The sequence below is a fragment of the Bradyrhizobium sp. UFLA05-112 genome (genome assembly GCF_053572325.1).
The window spans coordinates 1-17,538 of the sequence record NZ_JBANBK010000124.1 but is presented as its reverse complement, the minus strand read 5'-3'; the positions used below and the strand labels follow the sequence as shown (position 1 = coordinate 17,538).

General features: G+C 64.3%; 20 protein-coding genes. 12 read left to right on the top strand and 8 right to left on the bottom strand.

Annotation, left to right across the window (positions count from 1 at the left end):
• Positions 1 to 889: 889 nt before the first annotated feature.
• Positions 890 to 1,204: a GAF domain-containing protein gene (locus SO180_RS39215; RefSeq protein WP_449384140.1), complete on the top strand. Its 315-nt coding sequence runs from the start codon at positions 890 to 892 to the stop codon at positions 1,202 to 1,204.
• A gap of 131 nt (positions 1,205 to 1,335) precedes the next feature.
• On the opposite strand, the gene SO180_RS39210 is transcribed toward SO180_RS39215, so the two are convergent.
• Together SO180_RS39210 and SO180_RS39205 are read right to left on the bottom strand one after the other, a co-directional pair.
• Positions 1,336 to 1,737: a DUF4864 domain-containing protein gene (locus SO180_RS39210; protein ID WP_449384139.1), complete on the bottom strand. Its 402-nt coding sequence runs from the start codon at positions 1,735 to 1,737 to the stop codon at positions 1,336 to 1,338.
• Between the two features lie 13 nt (positions 1,738 to 1,750).
• The gene (locus SO180_RS39205; protein ID WP_449384138.1) at positions 1,751 to 2,386 is read right to left on the bottom strand and encodes a TetR/AcrR family transcriptional regulator; all 636 of its coding nucleotides are present in this window, start codon (positions 2,384 to 2,386) and stop codon (positions 1,751 to 1,753) included.
• Positions 2,387 to 2,627: 241 nt separating this feature from the next.
• On the opposite strand from SO180_RS39205, the gene SO180_RS39200 reads away from it, so the two are divergent.
• From SO180_RS39200 to SO180_RS39190, 3 genes are read left to right on the top strand one after another with little or no spacing between them, the layout of a single operon-like run.
• Positions 2,628 to 3,119, top strand: coding sequence for a (2Fe-2S)-binding protein (locus SO180_RS39200; RefSeq protein ID WP_449384137.1), 492 nt, complete (start codon positions 2,628 to 2,630; stop codon positions 3,117 to 3,119).
• Complete coding sequence (locus tag SO180_RS39195) at positions 3,116 to 4,165, top strand: FAD binding domain-containing protein (RefSeq protein WP_449384136.1); 1,050 nt, start codon at positions 3,116 to 3,118, stop codon at positions 4,163 to 4,165. Before SO180_RS39200 ends, SO180_RS39195 begins: the two co-directional genes overlap by 4 nt.
• Positions 4,158 to 6,413 carry a xanthine dehydrogenase family protein molybdopterin-binding subunit gene (locus SO180_RS39190; RefSeq protein ID WP_449384135.1) on the top strand — a complete coding sequence of 752 codons (2,256 nt, stop codon included), beginning with the start codon at positions 4,158 to 4,160 and terminating at the stop codon, positions 6,411 to 6,413. The genes SO180_RS39195 and SO180_RS39190 overlap by 8 nt, the downstream gene beginning before the upstream one ends.
• Before the next feature lie 21 nt (positions 6,414 to 6,434).
• Here SO180_RS39190 and SO180_RS39185 read toward each other — a convergent pair whose 3' ends face one another.
• Positions 6,435 to 6,983 carry a cupin domain-containing protein gene (locus tag SO180_RS39185; RefSeq protein ID WP_027552747.1) on the bottom strand — a complete coding sequence of 183 codons (549 nt, stop codon included), beginning with the start codon at positions 6,981 to 6,983 and terminating at the stop codon, positions 6,435 to 6,437.
• Between the two features lie 147 nt (positions 6,984 to 7,130).
• Here SO180_RS39185 and aptA point away from each other — a divergent pair, with 147 nt between their 5' ends.
• The 3 genes from aptA (at position 7,131) to SO180_RS39170 (ending at position 10,615) form a co-directional block, all read left to right on the top strand.
• Positions 7,131 to 8,459: an omega-aminotransferase AptA gene (gene aptA, locus SO180_RS39180; protein WP_449384134.1), complete on the top strand. Its 1,329-nt coding sequence runs from the start codon at positions 7,131 to 7,133 to the stop codon at positions 8,457 to 8,459.
• A gap of 174 nt (positions 8,460 to 8,633) precedes the next feature.
• Complete coding sequence (locus SO180_RS39175; protein ID WP_449384133.1) at positions 8,634 to 9,899, top strand: D-amino acid dehydrogenase; 1,266 nt, start codon at positions 8,634 to 8,636, stop codon at positions 9,897 to 9,899.
• 269 nt (positions 9,900 to 10,168) lie between these two features.
• Positions 10,169 to 10,615, top strand: coding sequence for a GNAT family N-acetyltransferase (locus SO180_RS39170; RefSeq protein WP_449384132.1), 447 nt, complete (start codon positions 10,169 to 10,171; stop codon positions 10,613 to 10,615).
• Between the two features lie 8 nt (positions 10,616 to 10,623).
• Here the strand turns inward: SO180_RS39170 and SO180_RS39165 are convergent, their stop codons facing one another.
• Entirely contained in the window at positions 10,624 to 11,262 is a 639-nt protein-coding gene (locus SO180_RS39165) for a helix-turn-helix domain-containing protein (protein ID WP_449384131.1), read from the bottom strand.
• Positions 11,263 to 11,446: 184 nt separating this feature from the next.
• Between SO180_RS39165 and SO180_RS39160 the strand changes: the two genes are divergently transcribed.
• The 4 genes from SO180_RS39160 to SO180_RS39145 are packed head-to-tail and all read left to right on the top strand — an operon-like array spanning position 11,447 to position 14,892.
• A complete protein-coding gene (locus SO180_RS39160) occupies positions 11,447 to 12,199 on the top strand; it encodes an ABC transporter substrate-binding protein (protein ID WP_449384130.1) in 753 nt (250 codons plus the stop codon).
• A 6-nt stretch (positions 12,200 to 12,205) separates the two neighbouring features.
• Entirely contained in the window at positions 12,206 to 12,859 is a 654-nt protein-coding gene (locus SO180_RS39155) for an amino acid ABC transporter permease (protein ID WP_449384129.1), read from the top strand.
• Positions 12,856 to 13,587 (top strand): amino acid ABC transporter ATP-binding protein, encoded by a 732-nt coding sequence (locus tag SO180_RS39150; RefSeq protein WP_449384128.1) that lies wholly within the window; start codon positions 12,856 to 12,858, stop codon positions 13,585 to 13,587. The genes SO180_RS39155 and SO180_RS39150 overlap by 4 nt, the downstream gene beginning before the upstream one ends.
• A 12-nt stretch (positions 13,588 to 13,599) precedes the next feature.
• Entirely contained in the window at positions 13,600 to 14,892 is a 1,293-nt protein-coding gene (locus SO180_RS39145) for an NAD(P)/FAD-dependent oxidoreductase (RefSeq protein ID WP_449384127.1), read from the top strand.
• Positions 14,893 to 14,940: 48 nt separating this feature from the next.
• On the opposite strand, the gene SO180_RS39140 is transcribed toward SO180_RS39145, so the two are convergent.
• On the bottom strand, positions 14,941 to 15,156 hold the full coding sequence (locus tag SO180_RS39140) for a hypothetical protein (RefSeq protein WP_449384126.1): 216 nt from the start codon (positions 15,154 to 15,156) through the stop codon (positions 14,941 to 14,943).
• A gap of 485 nt (positions 15,157 to 15,641) precedes the next feature.
• Between SO180_RS39140 and SO180_RS39135 the strand changes: the two genes are divergently transcribed.
• Positions 15,642 to 15,917, top strand: coding sequence for a hypothetical protein (locus SO180_RS39135; protein ID WP_449384125.1), 276 nt, complete (start codon positions 15,642 to 15,644; stop codon positions 15,915 to 15,917).
• A gap of 219 nt (positions 15,918 to 16,136) precedes the next feature.
• Here the strand turns inward: SO180_RS39135 and SO180_RS39130 are convergent, their stop codons facing one another.
• The 3 genes from SO180_RS39130 to SO180_RS39120 all read right to left on the bottom strand — a co-directional run bounded on the left by SO180_RS39130 (position 16,137) and on the right by SO180_RS39120 (position 17,493).
• On the bottom strand, positions 16,137 to 16,952 hold the full coding sequence (locus SO180_RS39130) for an arylamine N-acetyltransferase family protein (RefSeq protein WP_449384124.1): 816 nt from the start codon (positions 16,950 to 16,952) through the stop codon (positions 16,137 to 16,139).
• 120 nt (positions 16,953 to 17,072) lie between these two features.
• The gene (locus tag SO180_RS39125) at positions 17,073 to 17,249 is read right to left on the bottom strand and encodes a hypothetical protein (protein ID WP_449384123.1); all 177 of its coding nucleotides are present in this window, start codon (positions 17,247 to 17,249) and stop codon (positions 17,073 to 17,075) included.
• A gap of 10 nt (positions 17,250 to 17,259) precedes the next feature.
• Positions 17,260 to 17,493: a DUF6894 family protein gene (locus SO180_RS39120; RefSeq protein ID WP_449384122.1), complete on the bottom strand. Its 234-nt coding sequence runs from the start codon at positions 17,491 to 17,493 to the stop codon at positions 17,260 to 17,262.
• Positions 17,494 to 17,538 lie beyond the last annotated feature (45 nt).

The window sequence follows — 17,538 nt, the reverse complement described above, 5'->3', positions numbered from 1 at the left end:
ACACAGCCGCTCGGCCGCATCGCCGCTGACGCCAATACATCGGATTACTGCCGCCCTTTTTCAACGGAATCGGCCCTCTTCGGACCCCATGCAATGGCAGCATCTGCGACGCTGTTGAAGGTTAGACGGACATCGCAGACTCGGGAGTCCACGCCCTAGACCGCCTGTCCCGCCTTCAACAATGGGCACCCAGTAATCAGCTTGCCCTTGTTGCAGGGGATGCGGCGAGCTTTGGTGGCAGGCTGTCTTCGTCGGGCACGATCGTACTCCTCGGTTCGTGAGGGCACCGAGCATGCGTTGTGAAGCGCAGATCGCGTCTCCTCTCAGAGGCTTGCGCCCGTAGGGTGCCGTCGGGGCGCTTCCCGTTCGCAGCGAATGACACCGAGTGGATCCAGTTCGCTGGTCGAGCAAGGCAGCGTCCCGGACGACGACAGTGCAAAGTGCCAGGGTTGGAACGCTGTTTGGTCCAAGTCATTGGCGATCATGTTATGCGCCGACGAAATGATGAGGAAAGCTGAGCAGTGCGAGGCGATGGCTGATAAGGTCACCGATCGGCTGATCGCTCATACTTTCCGGGAATTGGCCGGCCAATGGCGCGCCATGGCATCTCAGCTTGATGCGCTGCAGCACGCCTCGATCTATAGGATCATTCGAGACCGCCGAGGAACTTAACTTCGCTTTCGGCCCGTGCGAAGAACCATGCTACCACGGGTTCCGGCAACGGGACGCCTTTTGCATTGCGCAGGCATGCCTGACAAACTTTCGCGTCGAGCCAAATTTGCTTCCACATGGATAAACTAGCCATCTGCGCTCTGTGGAATGGTGCACGCGTTCGGTCGTCAGCCGCGCCATCAATCCCCAGGGAACTGCGCTCTACCATCTCACGGGTATGACGAAAGACTATGCGCGCTATGTCGACGGATTTGCGATCGGCCCCGCATCGCTGGCGTGCGGCCTAGCCGCTGCCAAGCGATGTGCCGTCATTACGCCGGACGTCGTGGAGGATCCACGTTGGAGTGAATGGAGTTGGCTGGCGAGTAGGTTCGGCTACCGCGCGTGTTGGTCGTTTCCCGTTGAAGCGAACGGAAGGGTTCTGGGAACTTTCGCGATGTACTATGGCGCTCCGACGGAAGCTAAGGCACGTGATCTCGAATTTGCGTCCCTTCTCTCGCGAACCGCGGCCAAGATTATCTCAAGCCATTGATGCTGCGCCACTGCATTGTTCTGGCTGCTGCTCAACTGCTCATGCCGGCCTGTTGCCCTTCTCGGACCTCATGCAATGGCTGCATTTGCGTGCGAAGGTTAAACGCACATCGCCGATTCGAGAGTCCTCGCCTAAACCGCTTGTCCCGCCTTCGACAGCGAGCATCCCGTGATCTTGTAGTTGCCGTCGGATTGCTGCTCGAGCGTGTAAAGCGCGTCCCAGGCTTCGCCATTGGCGTCGATGATGTGGACGTGCTGGCCGATCCAGTCGCCATCGACCTTGGTCTCGCCGAACTCAAAACTCTTGTGCCGGTAGATCGGCGCGTAGGCATTCTCCACCATCGCCATGAAGATGTCGGCGGCCGGGAAGATCTTCCTGATCGCGGGTGCGGCGTAGGAATACGCGGCCGCGGCGTCGTCGCGGGCAAAAGCCTGCTCCTGGGCGCGGATCACGCTCTTGGCGGCTGCGATGTCGTCGGCGTGCGCGGCCGCAAAGCTCAGGAGTAACGTGATCAGCAACACCGCAATGCGCATCACTGGCTCCGTATTATCGTTTTCGTTTCGCCGCCGGTTTTGTCTTCTTGACCGTCGCGCGCGCTGATCGTTTGGGCTGCACGCGAAGCCCGTCGACGAAGACGTCGAGCAGTCGTAGCGCGGTCGATTGCCAGCCGGGCTGGTCGTGCATGTAGCACATGCCGAAGAACGCACGCAGCAGGTCCTCCGGACTGATGTCGGCCCGCATCTGGCCGGCTGCAACCGCGCGGTCGAGCAGTGAGCCGATGGCCGTGGTCAGCCGATCGAAAGAGAAAGCATGCAGCTCCGAGCCGCTCTGCACCGCGAGCGCCAGCGCTGCCGACATGCCCTTCTTGGTGGCGACGAACTCGACATTGGAGCGCAGCCAGCGCCGCAGCGCATCGACCGGATCCTTGGCGCTCTTCAATTGCTCGGCGAGCTCGCCGAGCTGCTCGACCTCGCGGCGATAAACTGCCTCGAACAGCGCCTCGCGCGTCGGAAAATGACGATAGAGCGTGCCGATGCCGACACCGGCGCGCCTGGCCACCGCTTCCAGGCTCGCCTCCGGCCCGCCCGCGCTGAACACGGCCTTGGCCGCCTCGAGCACGCGCTCGCGATTTCGCACGGCGTCGGCGCGGGGCTTTCGGATGTTGTCGACCTGATCGTCCATGCAGACCAATCTAGATCACGATCTGGTTAGATTGAACCCTTTGCGCGAGCCATCGCGTTGTTTGCGCACGGGGTTTTTGACGAATTCCAATATTTTTCGACGGGACTTGTTAAACGGAGGGTACCTCCGTATCTTCGTCGACACGTCGGCTCGGCTCATGTTCGGGCGGCGACAGATCGACTGCGGCCACGGCGGTGGCGCGCAAGCGATCGCATATGTCCATATCTGATCGGAGCCCTGTATGACCCACTCCATCAGCCTCACCGTGAACGGTGCGCGGCGCGACTTCCATCTCGATGATCCTCGCGTCACGCTGCTCGATCTCTTGCGTGAGCGCCTGCAACTGACCGGAACCAAGAAGGGATGCGACCGTGGCCAGTGCGGCGCCTGCACCATCCTGGTCGACGGCAAGCGGATCAACTCCTGCCTCGCGCTCGCCATCAGCCATGACGGCGCCGACATCCTCACCATCGAAGGCGTTGCGCGCGGCGACCAGCTTCATCCCGTGCAGGCCGCCTTTATCGCCCATGACGGCTTTCAATGCGGCTTCTGCACGCCCGGCCAGATCATGAGCGCGATCGGAATGATGCGGGAAGCGCAGGCGGGCGATGACCCTGAACGTATCAGGGAATGCATGAGCGGCAATCTCTGCCGCTGCGGCGCCTATGCCGGCATCGTCGATGCCGTGCTCGAGGTGCAGACCAGTGAAGCCAACCAGAGGCGCTCCGCATGAAGCCGTTCGATTACGTCAGGCCCGCGACCATTGCCGAGGCCGTCACCGCCGCCGCGCAGCCCGGCGCGACCTATCTTGCCGCCGGCACCAATCTGCTCGACCTGATGAAGGGCGGCATTAGTCGCCCTGACCGTCTGGTCGACGTCACGCATCTGAATGGGCTCGACAAGATCGAGCACCTCGCCGATGGCAGCGTGCGTATCGGAGCACTCGTTCGTAATGCCGATCTCGCGCATGATGCCGCGTTTGCAAAAGCCTATCCGGCGATCGCCGAAGCACTGCTGTCGGGCGCCTCGGCGCAGCTCCGCAATGCCGCGACCGTCGGCGGCAATCTCCTGCAACGGACGCGCTGTGCGTATTTCTATGACCCCGCCAGCCGCTGCAACCGGCGCGAGGCGGGCAGCGGTTGCGATGCGCGCGGCGGCGAGAACCGGCTGCATGCCGTGCTCGGCTGGAGCGAAGGCTGCATTGCCACCCATCCCTCCGACTTTTGCGTGCCGCTGGTTGCGCTCGACGCCATCCTCGAGATCGAAGGCAAGGGTGGCCGGCGCGAGCTGCCCCTTGACGCGCTACATCGCCTGCCGGGCACAACGCCCGAGCGCGAGACGGCGCTCGAGCCGGGCGATCTGATCGTGGCGGTGCGGCTGCCGGCCGTTGCGCGGGAATTCGCGGGCCATGCGCGCTATCTCAAGGTTCGCGAGCGCACCTCCTATGCCTTTGCCGTGGTGTCCGCCGCAGCAGGGCTGACGATCGAGAACGGTAGGATCAAGGAGGCGCGGCTTGCGCTCGGCGGCGTCGCCGCAAAGCCCTGGCGCGCCCGCGCTGCGGAAGCGATGCTGAAAGGTGCCGCGCCTGAGCCGTCCGCGTTCCGCGCAGCGGGGCAAGCTGCGCTCGCTGATGCAAAACCGTCCGGCGACAACGCCTTCAAGATCGAGCTCGCGCGCCGCATCGTCGTGCGCGCGCTGACCCTTGCCGCCGCTGGAACGCCCGCGCGCATTCCGGCGCTGCCGGCCTCTCCCTTTGCTTCCGGAGCCCTGCATGCCTGAGATCAACCTCACCTCTGCGCCCGCTCATATCCGTCACGGCTCGAACATGGGCCAGCCGCTGACCCGCCGCGACGGCGTGTTGAAGGTCAAGGGACAGGCGGCCTACGCCGCGGACCATCATCCGCCGGGCATGCTGTTTGCGGTGATCGCGGTATCGAGCATCGCGCGCGGCCGCGTGACGTCGCTCGACGTCGCGGCGGCCAGGAGCCACAAGGGCGTGGTCGACGTCATGACGTCGAAACACAAGCCTGAGCTCGCGATCGACCCTGACATCAAGACCAATCCGTTCGTATTCCGGATGGAGGTCCTTCAGAGCGATGAGATCCGCTACGCCAATCAGCCGATCGCCGTCGTGATCGCGGAGACGCTGGAGGCGGCGACCGAAGGCGCAGCGCTGCTGGCCCCGTGCTATGAGACGCTAAACCCTCGCGTCGGTCTCGACGCCGGCGAAACGTTTGCGCCGCCTGTCGTCGGCGTCGGCAACCCTGCACAAGTGCAGCATGGCGATATCGACGCCGGGCTCGCCGCGGCCGCAAAGCGGATCGAGGCGACCTACGAGACGCCGCCGCAATATCACAACGCCATGGAGCCGCACGCCATCGTAGCAGCGTGGGACGGCGACACGCTCTCGATCGATACGCCGAGCCAGGCCATGGTGATGGCGCGCGCCCGCGTCGCCGAGCTGTTTGGTCTCGCGCCGGAGAAGATCAGGATTCGCAGCCCGTTCCTCGGCGGCGGTTTTGGTTCGAAAGGGTTTTTGACGGGCCCGCAGATCCTCGGCGTCATGGCGGCGAAGCTGGTCGGCAAGCCGGTGAAGCTCGTGCTGCGCCGCGAGCAGATGTACGGCCCGGTCGGGCATCGCGCGCCGACGCGGCAGCGCTTGCAGATGGGCGTCGACGCGCACGGGCGCTTCACCGCGATCGATCACCATGCGAAGACGGTATCGAGCAGCTACGACGATTTCTACGAGCCCGCGGCCGATGCTTCGCACACGCTCTACGCCAGTCCTGCGATCAGGACCACGCATGAGGCGGCGCGCGTCGACACCGGCACACCGCTGTTCATGCGCGCGCCGGGCGAGGCGAGCGGATCGATTGCGCTGGAAAGCGCAATCGACGAGATGGCGCTCGCCTGCGGCATGGATCCGCTGGCGTTTCGCCTGAAGAACTACGCCGAGGTCGAGCCGACCACCGGAAAACCGTTCTCCTCGAAGGCGCTGCGCGCCTGCTACGAGCAGGGCGCGGCGCGCTTCGGCTGGGCGAAGCGGCCACTCGCGCCACGGCAGATGCGCGACGATTCCGGTCTGCTGGTCGGCTGGGGCATGGGCACGGCAACCTTCCCGGCACTGATGTTCCAGGCCGAGGCGCGCGCGGCGATCCGCCGCGATGGCACCGGCGTGATAGAGATCGGCGCGCATGATATGGGGCAGGGCGCCTGGACGGCGCTCGCGCAGATCGCGGCCGATGGTCTCGGCCTCGAGGTCGATCGCGTCGACTTTCGCTCCGGCACCTCGGACCTGCCCGATGGCGGCATCGCCGGCGGCTCGGCGCACACCGCGACTGCGGGCAACGCGATCCATAATGCCGGCGCGGCCGTGATCGCAAAGCTTGCCGATCTCGCCACTCGCGACGAGCGCTCGCCGCTGTTCGGTGCCGGCAATGCCGGCGTGATCGCCCGCGACGGCAAACTGTTCCGGTGCGACGACGACAGCCGCGGCGAGAGCTATGCCGATATCCTCGCGCGGGCCGGCCTTGCCGAGATCGATGCGCGCGGCACCGGCGCGCCGAACCCGACGGCGCAAACCGACTACGCCATGCATGCGCATGGCGCCGTGTTTGCCGAGGTGAAGGTCGATCTCGAGCTCGGCCAGATCCGGGTCTCGCGGATGGTCGGCGCGTTCGCCGCGGGCCGCATCATCAATCCGCATCTGGTGCGGAGCCAGCTCCTCGGCGGCATGATCTGGGGCCTGTCCTTTGCGCTGCACGAGGAGGCCATCACCGACCGGCGCAGCGGTCGGATCATGAATGCCGATCTCGGCGAGTACCATATCCCCGTGAATGCCGACGTGCCGCCAATGGATGTGCTGACGGTCGAGGAGCACGATCCGCACGTCAATGCGCTCGGCATCAAGGGCGTCGGCGAGATCGGCATCACCGGCAGCGCTGGCGCGGTGGCCAACGCCGTCTGGCATGCAACCGGCGTGCGCGTGCGCCGTTTCCCGATCCGGATCGAGGAGCTGCTGACGTAGCCCTGACACGCGAGATGCGGTTCAGAACGTCGGCGGCGTGCAGGCCGAGATCACCTCGCACGGCTTGCCGCCGACGCAGCGGAAGCGGTGCGGCCTGCGGCTTTCGAAATAATAGGCATCACCCGGGTTGAGGATGCGCCGCTCGTCCTCGACGGTGACCTCGAGCTTGCCGGAGATCACCACGCCGCCTTCCTCGCCGTCATGCACCAGCGGCACACGGCCGGTGTCGCTGCCGGGCTCGTAGCGTTCTTTCAGGATCTGCAAGCTCCGGCCGAACAGATTGTCGCCGACCTGGCGGTAGGAGATCGGCTTCTTGCCGACCTCGGTCAGCTCCTCCGCACGATAGAAGATCTTGCGCCGCGTCTCCGGCTCCAGCGCGAAGAACTCGGCGAGCCCCATCGGGATGCCGTCGAGGATGCGCTTGAGCGCGCCGACGGACGGGTTCATCTGGTTGGATTCGATCAGCGAGATCGTCGAATTGGTGACACCGGAGCGTTTGGCGAGCTCGCGCTGCGACAGCTTGTGGCGCGCCCGGATGAATCGCAGCCGTCCACCGATGTCGACGCTCATGGTGCAAATCCCTGTTGCAGGTGTTGCGGATCGCGCAAATATGGACCGGCCGCCCCAACCAGATCAATGGGTTGCGGGCATGCAGAAAAGGACTTGTTGCGCCTTTAAAGCCGTGGCTCTGCTTCCGGGTCAGCAAAGGAGCGGCCTGTGACCCTTCACCAGATTCCGAACACCATCAAGACCGATTCGCACTGGATGCCGTTCACGGCCAACCGGCAGTTCAAGAAGGCTCCGCGCCTGTTCTCCTCGGCCGAGGGCATGCACTACACCAGCGTCGATGGTCGCAAGGTGATCGACGGCTCGGCGGGCCTGTGGTGTGTCAACGCCGGCCACGGCCGCAGGCAGATTGCCGCTGCGGTCGAGAAGCAGCTCATGACGCTCGACTTCGCGCCGTCATTCAATATGGGTCATCCGCTTTCGTTCGACTTCGCCGAGCGGCTCGCGGAGATCGCCCCCAAGGGCCTTGACCGCATCTTCTTCACCAACTCCGGCTCCGAGTCGGTCGACACTGCGCTCAAGATCGCGCTCGCCTATCATCGCGCCACCGGCCAGTCGAGCCGCACCCGCCTGATCGGCCGCGAGCGCGGCTATCACGGCGTCGGTTTCGGCGGCATGTCGGTCGGCGGCATGGTGGCGAACCGCCGCGCCTTTGCGACCCATCTGCCGGGCGTCGATCACATTCGCCACACCCATGACCTCACCCGCAACGCCTTTGCCAAGGACCAGCCGGCGCATGGCGCCGAGCTTGCCGACGATCTCGAGCGCCTCGTCGCGCTGCACGGCGCCGAGACGATCGCCGCCGTGATCGTCGAGCCGGTGCCGGGCTCGACCGCGGTGCTGCCGCCGCCGCAGGGCTATCTCGCGCGCCTGCGCGAGATCTGCGACAAGCACGGCATCCTCCTGATCTTCGACGAGGTCATCACCGGCTTCGGCCGCCTGGGTACGCCGTTCGCCGCCAATTTCTTCGGAGTCACGCCGGACCTGATGACGACGGCCAAGGGCATCACCAACGGCACCGTGCCCTGCGGCGCCGTGTTTGCGAGCCGCAAGGTGCATGACGGCGTGATGACCGGCCCGGAGGGCCAGATCGAGCTGTTCCACGGCTACACCTATTCGGCGCACCCGGTGGCCTGTGCCGCTGGCATCGCGACGCTCGACATCTACAAGGACGAGGGTCTGCTCACCCGTGGCGCAGGGATCGCCGAGTACTGGCGCGACGCGCTGCATTCGCTCAAAGGTCTGCCGAACGTCGTCGACATCCGCAATTGCGGCCTGATGGGCGCGGTCGAGGTCGCGCCGCGTGATGGCGCGGTCGGTGCCCGCGGCTATGACATCATGGTCGATTGTTTCAACACGGGTCTCTACCTGCGCATGAGCGGCGATTCCTTCGCGATGTCGCCGCCCCTGATCGTCGAGAAGAGCCACATCGACCAGATGGTCTCGATTCTCGGCGACGCCATCAAACGCGTGGCCTGATAATTGCTCTCGCGGGTATCGACCCCTTGTTCTTGCTAAAGCGCGATGAAATTGGGATGATTCGTCATCGCGCTTTAGGTTATTGTTTGAGCATGATCTTTTCGGAAAACCGCTTCCTACTTTTCCGGATCATGCTCTAGCGGCGCGACAAACGCCGCGGGAGTGGTGCGAAACGTGAAAGTCCTGATCCTCGGCAGCGGTGTCATCGGTGTCACCTCTGCCTATTACCTCGCGCGTGCCGGCCATGACGTGACGGTCGTCGACCGTCAGGGCGAGCCAGCGCTCGAGACGTCCTTTGCCAATGCCGGCGAGGTCTCGCCTGGCTATTCCTCGCCATGGGCGGGACCGGGCGTGCCGGTGAAGGCGATCAAATGGCTTCTGATGAAGCACGGCCCGCTGGTGATCCGGCCCAAGGTCGATCCCGTGATGTGGGTCTGGCTGCTCAAGATGCTGCGCAACTGCACGTCCACGCGCTACGCTGTCAACAAGAGCCGGATGATCCCGATCGCGGAATACAGCCGCGATTGCCTGCGTGACCTGCGCCGCGACATCGGCATTCAATATGACGAGCGCTCGAAGGGTACGCTCCAGCTCTTCCGCTACCAGGCGCAGCTCGACGGCACGGCTGAGGACATCGCCGTGCTCAAGCAGTATGGCGTGCCCTACGAGGTGCTCAATCGCGAGGGCTGCATTGCGGCTGAGCCCGCACTCGCCGGCGTGAAGGAAAAGTTCGTCGGCGGCCTGAGGCTGCCGGAGGACGAGACCGGCGACTGCCACATGTTCACGCAGGCGCTGGCCGCAGAGGCCGAAAAGCTCGGTGTGCGCTTCCTGTTCAATACGTCGATCAAGGGCATCGTCACGGATGCCTCGCGTGTCACCGGTGTTGCGACCGGCGCCGGCCTGTTGCAGGCGGATGCCTATGTCGTCGCGCTCGGAAGCTGGTCGTCGCGCCTTGTTGCCCCGCTCGGCATCTCGCTGCCGGTCTTTCCGGTGAAGGGCTATTCGATCACGGTGCCGATCACGGACGCCAGCGGCGCTCCGGAATCGACGGTGATGGACGAGAGCTACAAGGTCGCGATCACACGGCTCGGCAATCGCATCCGCGTCGGCGGCACCGCGGAGATCTCCGGCTATTCCGACAAGCTCTACGCCGCGCGTCGCGCAACGCTCGATCATTCGGTGACAGATCTCTTCCCGCGCGGCGGCGATCTCTCCAAGGCGACGTTCTGGAGCGGCCTGCGCCCGATGACACCGGACGGCCCGCCCGTGATCGGTGCCACGCGCTATTCAAATCTCCATCTCAACACCGGTCACGGCACGCTTGGCTGGACCATGTCCTGCGGTTCAGGACAGGTGCTCGCGGACATGCTGTCGGGCGAGAAGCCGCAGATCGACACGAGTGAGCTGACGGTCGATCGCTACGCGCATCGGTTTGGCTGAACGTCTCTTTCCGCGTCATTGCGAGGAGCGAGGCGACGAAGCAATCCAGACTATCTCCGCGGTGAGATCCTGGATTGCTTCGCTGCGCTCGCAATGACGATGTGGAGGTATCGGGCGTGCAAATCCATCACCGTCACCCTGAAGCGGCCCTCGAAGGGCGACGGCCGGCTGCCTCGGGGTCGTGCATCCTTCGAGGAGCGCATACCGCCTGCACCTTGGGATGACGGAGGCGGTAGTACATATGCGGCAATCAACAAAGGATCCAGTAAATGCAGATGGAACAGTTTCTCGCCGACTACGAGATCTCGACCGATCCCCACCGCTTGAACGTGGACGTCATTTACAAGTTCCTGGCAGAAGACAGCTATTGGGCGCGCGGGATCCCGCGATCCGTTGTCGAGCGTGCGATCGAGAATTCTCTCTGCTTTGGTGTGTACCATCGCGCGGAGCAAGTCGGGTTTGCCCGCGTCGTCACTGACAAGTCGACATTCGCTTTGCTTGCAGACGTCTTCATACTCGAGACCCATCGCGGCAAGGGACTGTCCAAATGGCTGATGCGCTACGTCGTCGGTCACGACAACCTGCAAGGTCTGAGGCGCCTTCTCCTCGTGACCCGCGACGCGCATGGCCTGTATAGCCAGTTCGGGTTCGAGCCGCTCGGAAGCCCGTCCCGCTTCATGGAGGTCCTACGGCCGGACGTCTATCGGCCGTCGTGACGACTGCGCTACCCCGCCCCGGTCACGCAGTTCACCCACAGCACCACGGCCTTCGCATCCTCGGCCGGGTTGGAAAACCGGTGCGGCCTTCGGCTGGCAAACCGAAAGCTGTCGCCTGTCTTCAGCGACCACGTGTCTGCATCCACCGTCAGCATCATCTCGCCTTCGAGCACGAGGCCGGCCTCCTCGCCATCATGGGTGTAGAGTTCATCGCCGGTCGAGCCGCCGGGTTCCAGGTGCACCAGGAACAGGTTGAGCCGGTTCTCGGCGCCCGCGGCGCTCAGGAGCTGTTTTGAAATGCCGGTGCGCCAGAGCTTCAGTTCGGGGCGTTGCATCCCGCGCATCACCACGGAATCTGACGCGCCATCCGTGCCTGGGCTCGCGCCGAACAGCGCGGCGATGCCCACGCCAAGCACGTCGGCGAGCGTCGCGAGCACGCGCAGCGAGGGCGAGGACAGGCCGCGCTCGATCTGGCTGAGGAAGCCGATCGACAGCGACGTGCGCTCGGCGACCGTTTCGAGCGAGAGTTGCCGTGTCCGCCTGAGATCGCGGATGCGGCGTCCGACCGCGACGTCCATTGCCGGCTCCGGCTTGGTGACCGGTTTGGTGACGGCCTTTGCCTTCTTCGCCGCGGCAGGCTTGCGCATTCTTTTACCACCGCTCACGTCAAACCGCTTCCTTCATGTGCATGAAAACCGCTTGCATCGTCCGCGAAAGTGTGGCCAAAATTTCATATTAGTGAAAATAAGCTGAAACGGCCCGCCTCGCAACATCTGCCTCATAAGCTGCGCGGGCGCGCCGTCATCGGCCGAACCCAAAAGGGGGATTGCGATGAAGCGTTTCGTTCAGGCCGCGGTCGCGGCGCTCGCCCTTGCAGCCAGCTTGCCGGCATCAGCGCAGCAGGTGCTGAAGGTCGGCTCGACCCCGACGGGCATTCCCTTCACCTTCCTTGACACCAAGACCAACACCATCCAGGGCGTCATGGTCGATCTCATCACCGAGGTCGGCAAGGACGCCGGCCTCAACGTCCAGATCGAGCCGATGCAGTTTTCGGCGCTGATCCCCTCGCTGACCTCGAGCAAGATCGACATCATTGCAGCCGCAATGTTCATCACCGCGCCGCGCAAGGAGGTGATCGACTTCTCCGATCCGATCTACACCTATGGCGAAGGCCTGGTGGTGCCGAAGAGCGATACCAAGGCCTATGCCTCGCAGGAGGATCTGAAGGGCGAGGTCGTCGGCGCGCAGGTCGGCACCGCCTTCGTCGACGCGCTGAAGAAGTCGGGCCTGTTCAGTGACGTGAAGGCCTATGACACCATTCCCGACATCCTGCGCGACGTGAACGCCGCGCGCCTCAAGGCCGGCTTCGCCGACTATCCGATCCTCGCCTACAATCTCAAGCAGGGTGGCTTCCCCGAAGTGCGCCTCGTTACGAGCTACAAGCCCGTGACCGTCGGCTCGGTCGGCATCGGCGTGCGCAAGAGCGATACCGAGCTGCTCGGCAAGATCAACGCCTCGCTCGGCCGGCTGAAGGCGAACGGCACGGTGGACAAGATCCTGGACAAATGGGGCCTGAAGGACTGATCGCCGATGCAGGGTTTTTGGCGCGACACCGTCGAGTTCTTCCCGATCCTCCTCAACGGCGTCGCGCTCACGATCGTCGTCACCATCGGCTCGCTGATCCTCTCGACGCTGCTCGGACTGGTCTGGGCCCTGATGCGGGTCTCCGGCATCGGCTTTCTCGCAGGCCTGAGCGCCAGCGTGATCAACGTGATCCGCGGCATCCCGATCATCGTGCTGCTGTTCTACCTCTACTTCGTGATGCCCGATCTCGGCGTCACGCTCACCGCATTGCAGGCTGCGATCCTCGGGCTCGGCATCGCCTATTCGGCCTATCAGGCGGAAAACTTCCGTGCCGGCATCGAGGCGATCGACAAGGGACAGATCGAGGCGGCGCAGACCATCGGCATGGGCTGGTGGCTCACCATGCGCCGCGTGGTGCTGCCTCAGGCGGTGCGCATCGTGCTGCCACCCTACGGCAACGTCATGATCATGATGCTGAAGGATTCGTCGCAAGCCTCGACCATCACGGTGGCCGAGCTCGCGCTCCAGGGCAAGCTGATCGCCTCCTCGACCTTCAAGAACACCAGCGTGTTCACGCTGGTGGCGCTGATGTATCTCACCATGAGCATCCCGCTGATCCTGTTGGTCCGTCATTTCGAGAAGCGGGCCGGCAAGCGATGATCGAGCTCGACGACGTCCACAAAAGCTTTGGCAAGGTCGAGGTGCTCAAGGGCATCACGGCGGGTGTCGAGAAGGGCGAGGTGGTCTGCATCATCGGCCCGTCCGGCTCCGGCAAGTCGACCATCCTGCGCTGTATCAACGGGCTCGAAAGCTACGACCGCGGCGACATCAGCGTCGAGGGCACGCGCGTCGATCGCAATGCGCCGTCGATCGTCTCGATCCGCACGCAGGTGTCGATGGTGTTCCAGCGCTTCAATCTGTTCCCGCATCGCACGGCGCTGGAGAACGTCGTCGAGGGGCCGCTCTACGTGAAGAAGGAGCCGCGCGCCGCGGCGCTGGAGCGCGGGCGAGCGCTGCTCGCGCAAGTGGGCCTCGCCGAAAAGGCCGACGTGCATCCGCCGCAGCTCTCCGGCGGGCAGCAGCAGCGCGTCGCGATCGCGCGCGCGCTCGCGATGCAGCCCAAGGCGATCCTGTTCGACGAGCCGACCTCGGCGCTGGATCCCGAGCTCGTCGGCGAGGTGCTTTCCGTGATGCGCAAGCTCGCCGATGACGGCATGACCATGGTCGTCGTCACCCACGAGATGGGCTTTGCCCGCGACGTCGCGGATCGCGTGCTGTTCATCGACGGCGGCGTCATCGTCGAGCAGGGGCCGGCGAAAGCCGTGCTCAACCAACCGCAGCACGCGCGGACGCAAGACTTCCTGCGCCGCGTGCTGCATCCGCTCTGATCCGGTATCCCTATGATTCTGCCCGTGCGCCTGCCTCTGCCGCCCTCGCTCTATGCCGACACTGCCGTTGCGCCGGTGGCCACGCCGCCGCTCGATGCGGACAAGACCGTCTCCGTCGCGATCGTCGGCGGCGGCTACACCGGCCTGTCCACCGCGCTGCGTCTGGCCGAGCGGGGTGTCGACGCACTGGTGCTGGAGGCGCAGGAGCCGGGGTGGGGCGCGTCCGGCAACAATGGCGGTCACACCAATCCGGGGCTGAAGCACGACCCCGATCAGATCGAGGCCGATTTCGGCGCTGATCTCGGCCGCCGCATGATCGACTTCTCCTACGGCACGACGAATTTTACCCACGAGCTGATCCGCCGTTACCAGATTCCTTGCGAGGCGCGGCAGAACGGCACGCTGCGCGCCGCCTACAACGAGGCGAACGCCGCGGCGATCGAAAGTACCGCAAAGCAGTGCATTCGCCGCGGCATGCCGGTGACGCTGCTCAATCGCGAGCAATTGCGCGAGATGACGGGCACCGATCGCTACCTCTGCGCCATGCTCGACGCGCGCGGCGGCGATCTTCATCCCCTGAGCTACGCCCGGGGCCTCGCACGCGCCGCGATCTCCGCCGGTGCGAGCGTGCACGGCGAAACCCCGGCGCTCGCCTTGCGTCGCGAAGGCACGCATTGGCGCATCGAGACGCCGCGCGCGGTGGTGCGTGCCGAAAAGGTGCTGCTCGCCACCAACGGCTTTACGGATGACCTCTGGCCCGTGCTCCGCCGCACCATCGTGCCGGTGTTTTCGTCGATCGCTGCGACCGCGCCGCTGTCCGAGGAGGTCGCCCATTCGATCATGCCGACACGGTCCGTGCTCTACGAAAGCGGGCACATCACGGTCTACTATCGCATCGATCAGCAGAACCGTCTGCTGATGGGCGGCCGCGGCCCGATGCGCTGGATCAACTCGCCGTCCGATGTCGCCTATCTCATGCGCTATGCCGAGCGGCTGTGGCCGCAGCTCAGGGGCGTCGCCTGGACCCATGGCTGGAACAGCCGCCTTGCGATCACCGGGGATCACTATCCGCATGTGCACGAGCCGGCGGAAAACATCCTGATCTCGCTCGGCTGCAACGGCCGCGGCGTCGCGCTCTCCACCGCGATGGGCGCGCAACTCGCGCGCCGCCTGATCGGCGGCGCCAACGCCGAGATCGACATGCCCGTCACCGGCATCAAGCCGATCCCGCTGCACGCGTTCTGGCCGCTCGGGGTCACGAGCGCGGTGATCGCCGGCCGCGTGCGGGACAGGCTGGGGATCTAGAAAAGCGCCGCCCGAATTCGGGCGACGCCTGGTAGTTTGTCGTCGATTTCAGCAGCGGCCCTGCTTCCACAGGCCGGGCGGGCAGCCCTTGCCGCGCCAGCCGACTTTGCGCCCGTGATACCAGCCCGGCGGCGTGCCATGGTGATGTCCATGGAATCCGCCGTGGCCGTGTCCATGGCCATGACCGCCTTTGGCGGATGCCGCGCTCGGCATGGTGAGGCCAGCCGCGATGATCAATGTCGCGGCGAGCGCAAGCTTCTTCATAAGAATGATCTCCTCTTGGACGTACGCTTCTGTCCCGTTCGATGGACGGGCATCGGACGGCTAGCTCGCTTGCAAATGTGGAGGAGTCGTGACGCTCAGCTCTCTGCGACCGCGTCGGCCCAGGGTTGGAAGATCTCGACTGCGCCGGAATTCGTGTCGCCCTCGCGCATCACGGCGCTCGGGCAGGCGAACTTCATCGGCACGGACTGCACCTGCGCCTCCTCATAGTCGAAGCGCGATCGCCTTGCGTGCGTTCGCGGGCAACCGGCAGCTTGGCGTGGCGGCGATGAGTCGACATCCGCCGGCGGATGGTCATGCATTCGCGATTTGTCATCCTCCGCCATCGCGCCGTCACGTACCTGTGAGTGCCCAATGACTCGCACCGTGTGGCGTACCTCACAAATCCTGCCTGCACTCGGAATTAAACTTATGGTTGTTTTGATTTCAGAGCAACCTCGTAACGATCAGGTCGAAGGAGCATTGCCATGAAACACCTTGCGTTTCTAGGTCTCGCAATCGCTACGCTGATTGCGCCGATCCAAGTGCAGGCCCAGCAATATGATCCCTACAGAAACTGCGTCAGGTTTCCGGAGATACCAAACCCGGAAGCAGAGCTGCGATATTTGCTCTCTCAGCCGGGTATCCGTGTTTGCCCGGCAGCGAATCCTGATCTGGCAGGACAGGCGGAAACTGTGCGGCGTGGTATGAACCAAGGTTACAACGACACTATGAGCATAATTCGAGCGCAGCGCGGATATTAGCAATCCGTACGCAACTGCCCATCATTGGAACTTGTTGTTGATTGCAGACCTCCGTTCGTACGGTTTGTTGTTGCCGACGTCCGGTTGGTACGGTTGATTTGTTTGCTCTGCAGTTTTCGTCAGCCTCAGCTCCTCCAGCGCGGCGATGGCGGCACGTCCGCGTCGTCATCCTCGCAGGGCGCTTCGTCGCGATCCTGCATCGCGCGCACGGCAAGCGCGCTATCCCCCAATCCGCGCAAACACCTCTTCCACCGGCACCGGCGGCTCGACGTTGAACGTCTCATGTAGCACCCGTCGCAGCTCGTCGGCGCTGTCGATCGTGCGCTCGCTCATCACCTCGCCGTCGCGTCCTTCGATGGTCAGCCGCCGGTTGGCGAGCTTGTAGCGCGCATCCGCTGCGACGCGCTCCATGATCAGCGTGCTGGTGAAGGGCGGGATGGAGCTCGTCGAGGTAAAATAGTTGCCGAGCTCGTAGTCGGATTGAAGCTGCGGGACCAGGTCGAAGACGTACATGGTCCGCCAACCGCTCGGCTGTTTCGCGCTGATCGAGAACAGGCCCTTGATCTCGCCGATCCGGTAAGTGCCCATCGCGGTGCGCTGCTCGATCTGCGTCTGGAACTGCAAGGGGCTATCCATCACGCAGACTCCGAAGCCGACGTCGGCGATGTAGGGACCCTCGGGCAGATCGACCTTGAGCAGCATGTGGACCTTTGGGCCCAACGGACTGTCGGGTGCGGCCATCCACCGCACCCGGGCGCAAAGGCCAGTGACGCTGAAGCCGATGTGCTCGAGCGCCGCCTTGAACAGCGCGTTCTGCTCGAAGCAATAGCCGCCGCGCCGGGAGTCGACGAGCTTGGCCTGCACGGTCGGCAGATCGAGAAGAACGGGCCATCGCAGAAGCGGATTGAGCCCCTCGAACGGGATCGCATTGACGTGAGCTCTATGGAGTGCCCTGAGGGTCGCCAGATCCGGCTTCACCGCACCCGGATGGCCGATGCGCGCCAGGTAATTGTCCAAATGGAATTCATGCGACATGAAATGGTCCCTGCTGCCTGAAAAGGCGGGCAGGGTAGACAAGGCCGTTTCCGGTGGAAAGCTCCAATCGTGGCGCGTGGGGGCGGGACGGATGACGTCCCTCGATCCGGTGGGCGAGGCTCAGAGCCTGCCGTCGGGCCGTCGGTTGCCGTGCTTGGCGCGCCATTTTGGTCCCGGGCCACGCATGTAGTGCAGCTCAGGGCGGTAGGGATTGCCCGCGAGCTTCACCAGCGCCTGCCACCGCGAGGCGATCGCGGAGATGGGGTGGCGAAGCAGCGTGAGCGAAGCGATCAGCATGGCAATGTTCTCAGTGCGGCTTTCCGAGCATGGAGCTGAACGGCAGGTCGAAGATCTCCTCGCCGTCGTCGTCGCTGACGTGCAGGATCCAGTCGCGCCAGTCTTCGTCGCCGGGCACCATGATCATCGAGCGCATGATTTGCGCGGCGCGGTCGCGGGCCTCGGTCAGGTTCGACACCGCGGTGCCCTGCCGGTCGATCAACATGCCGTCAGTATTCGAGCAGTGAAAAAAAACTTGGACCATAGCCGCCTCCTCCACGAAGCGATTCGGACGCAATCAACCCATAAC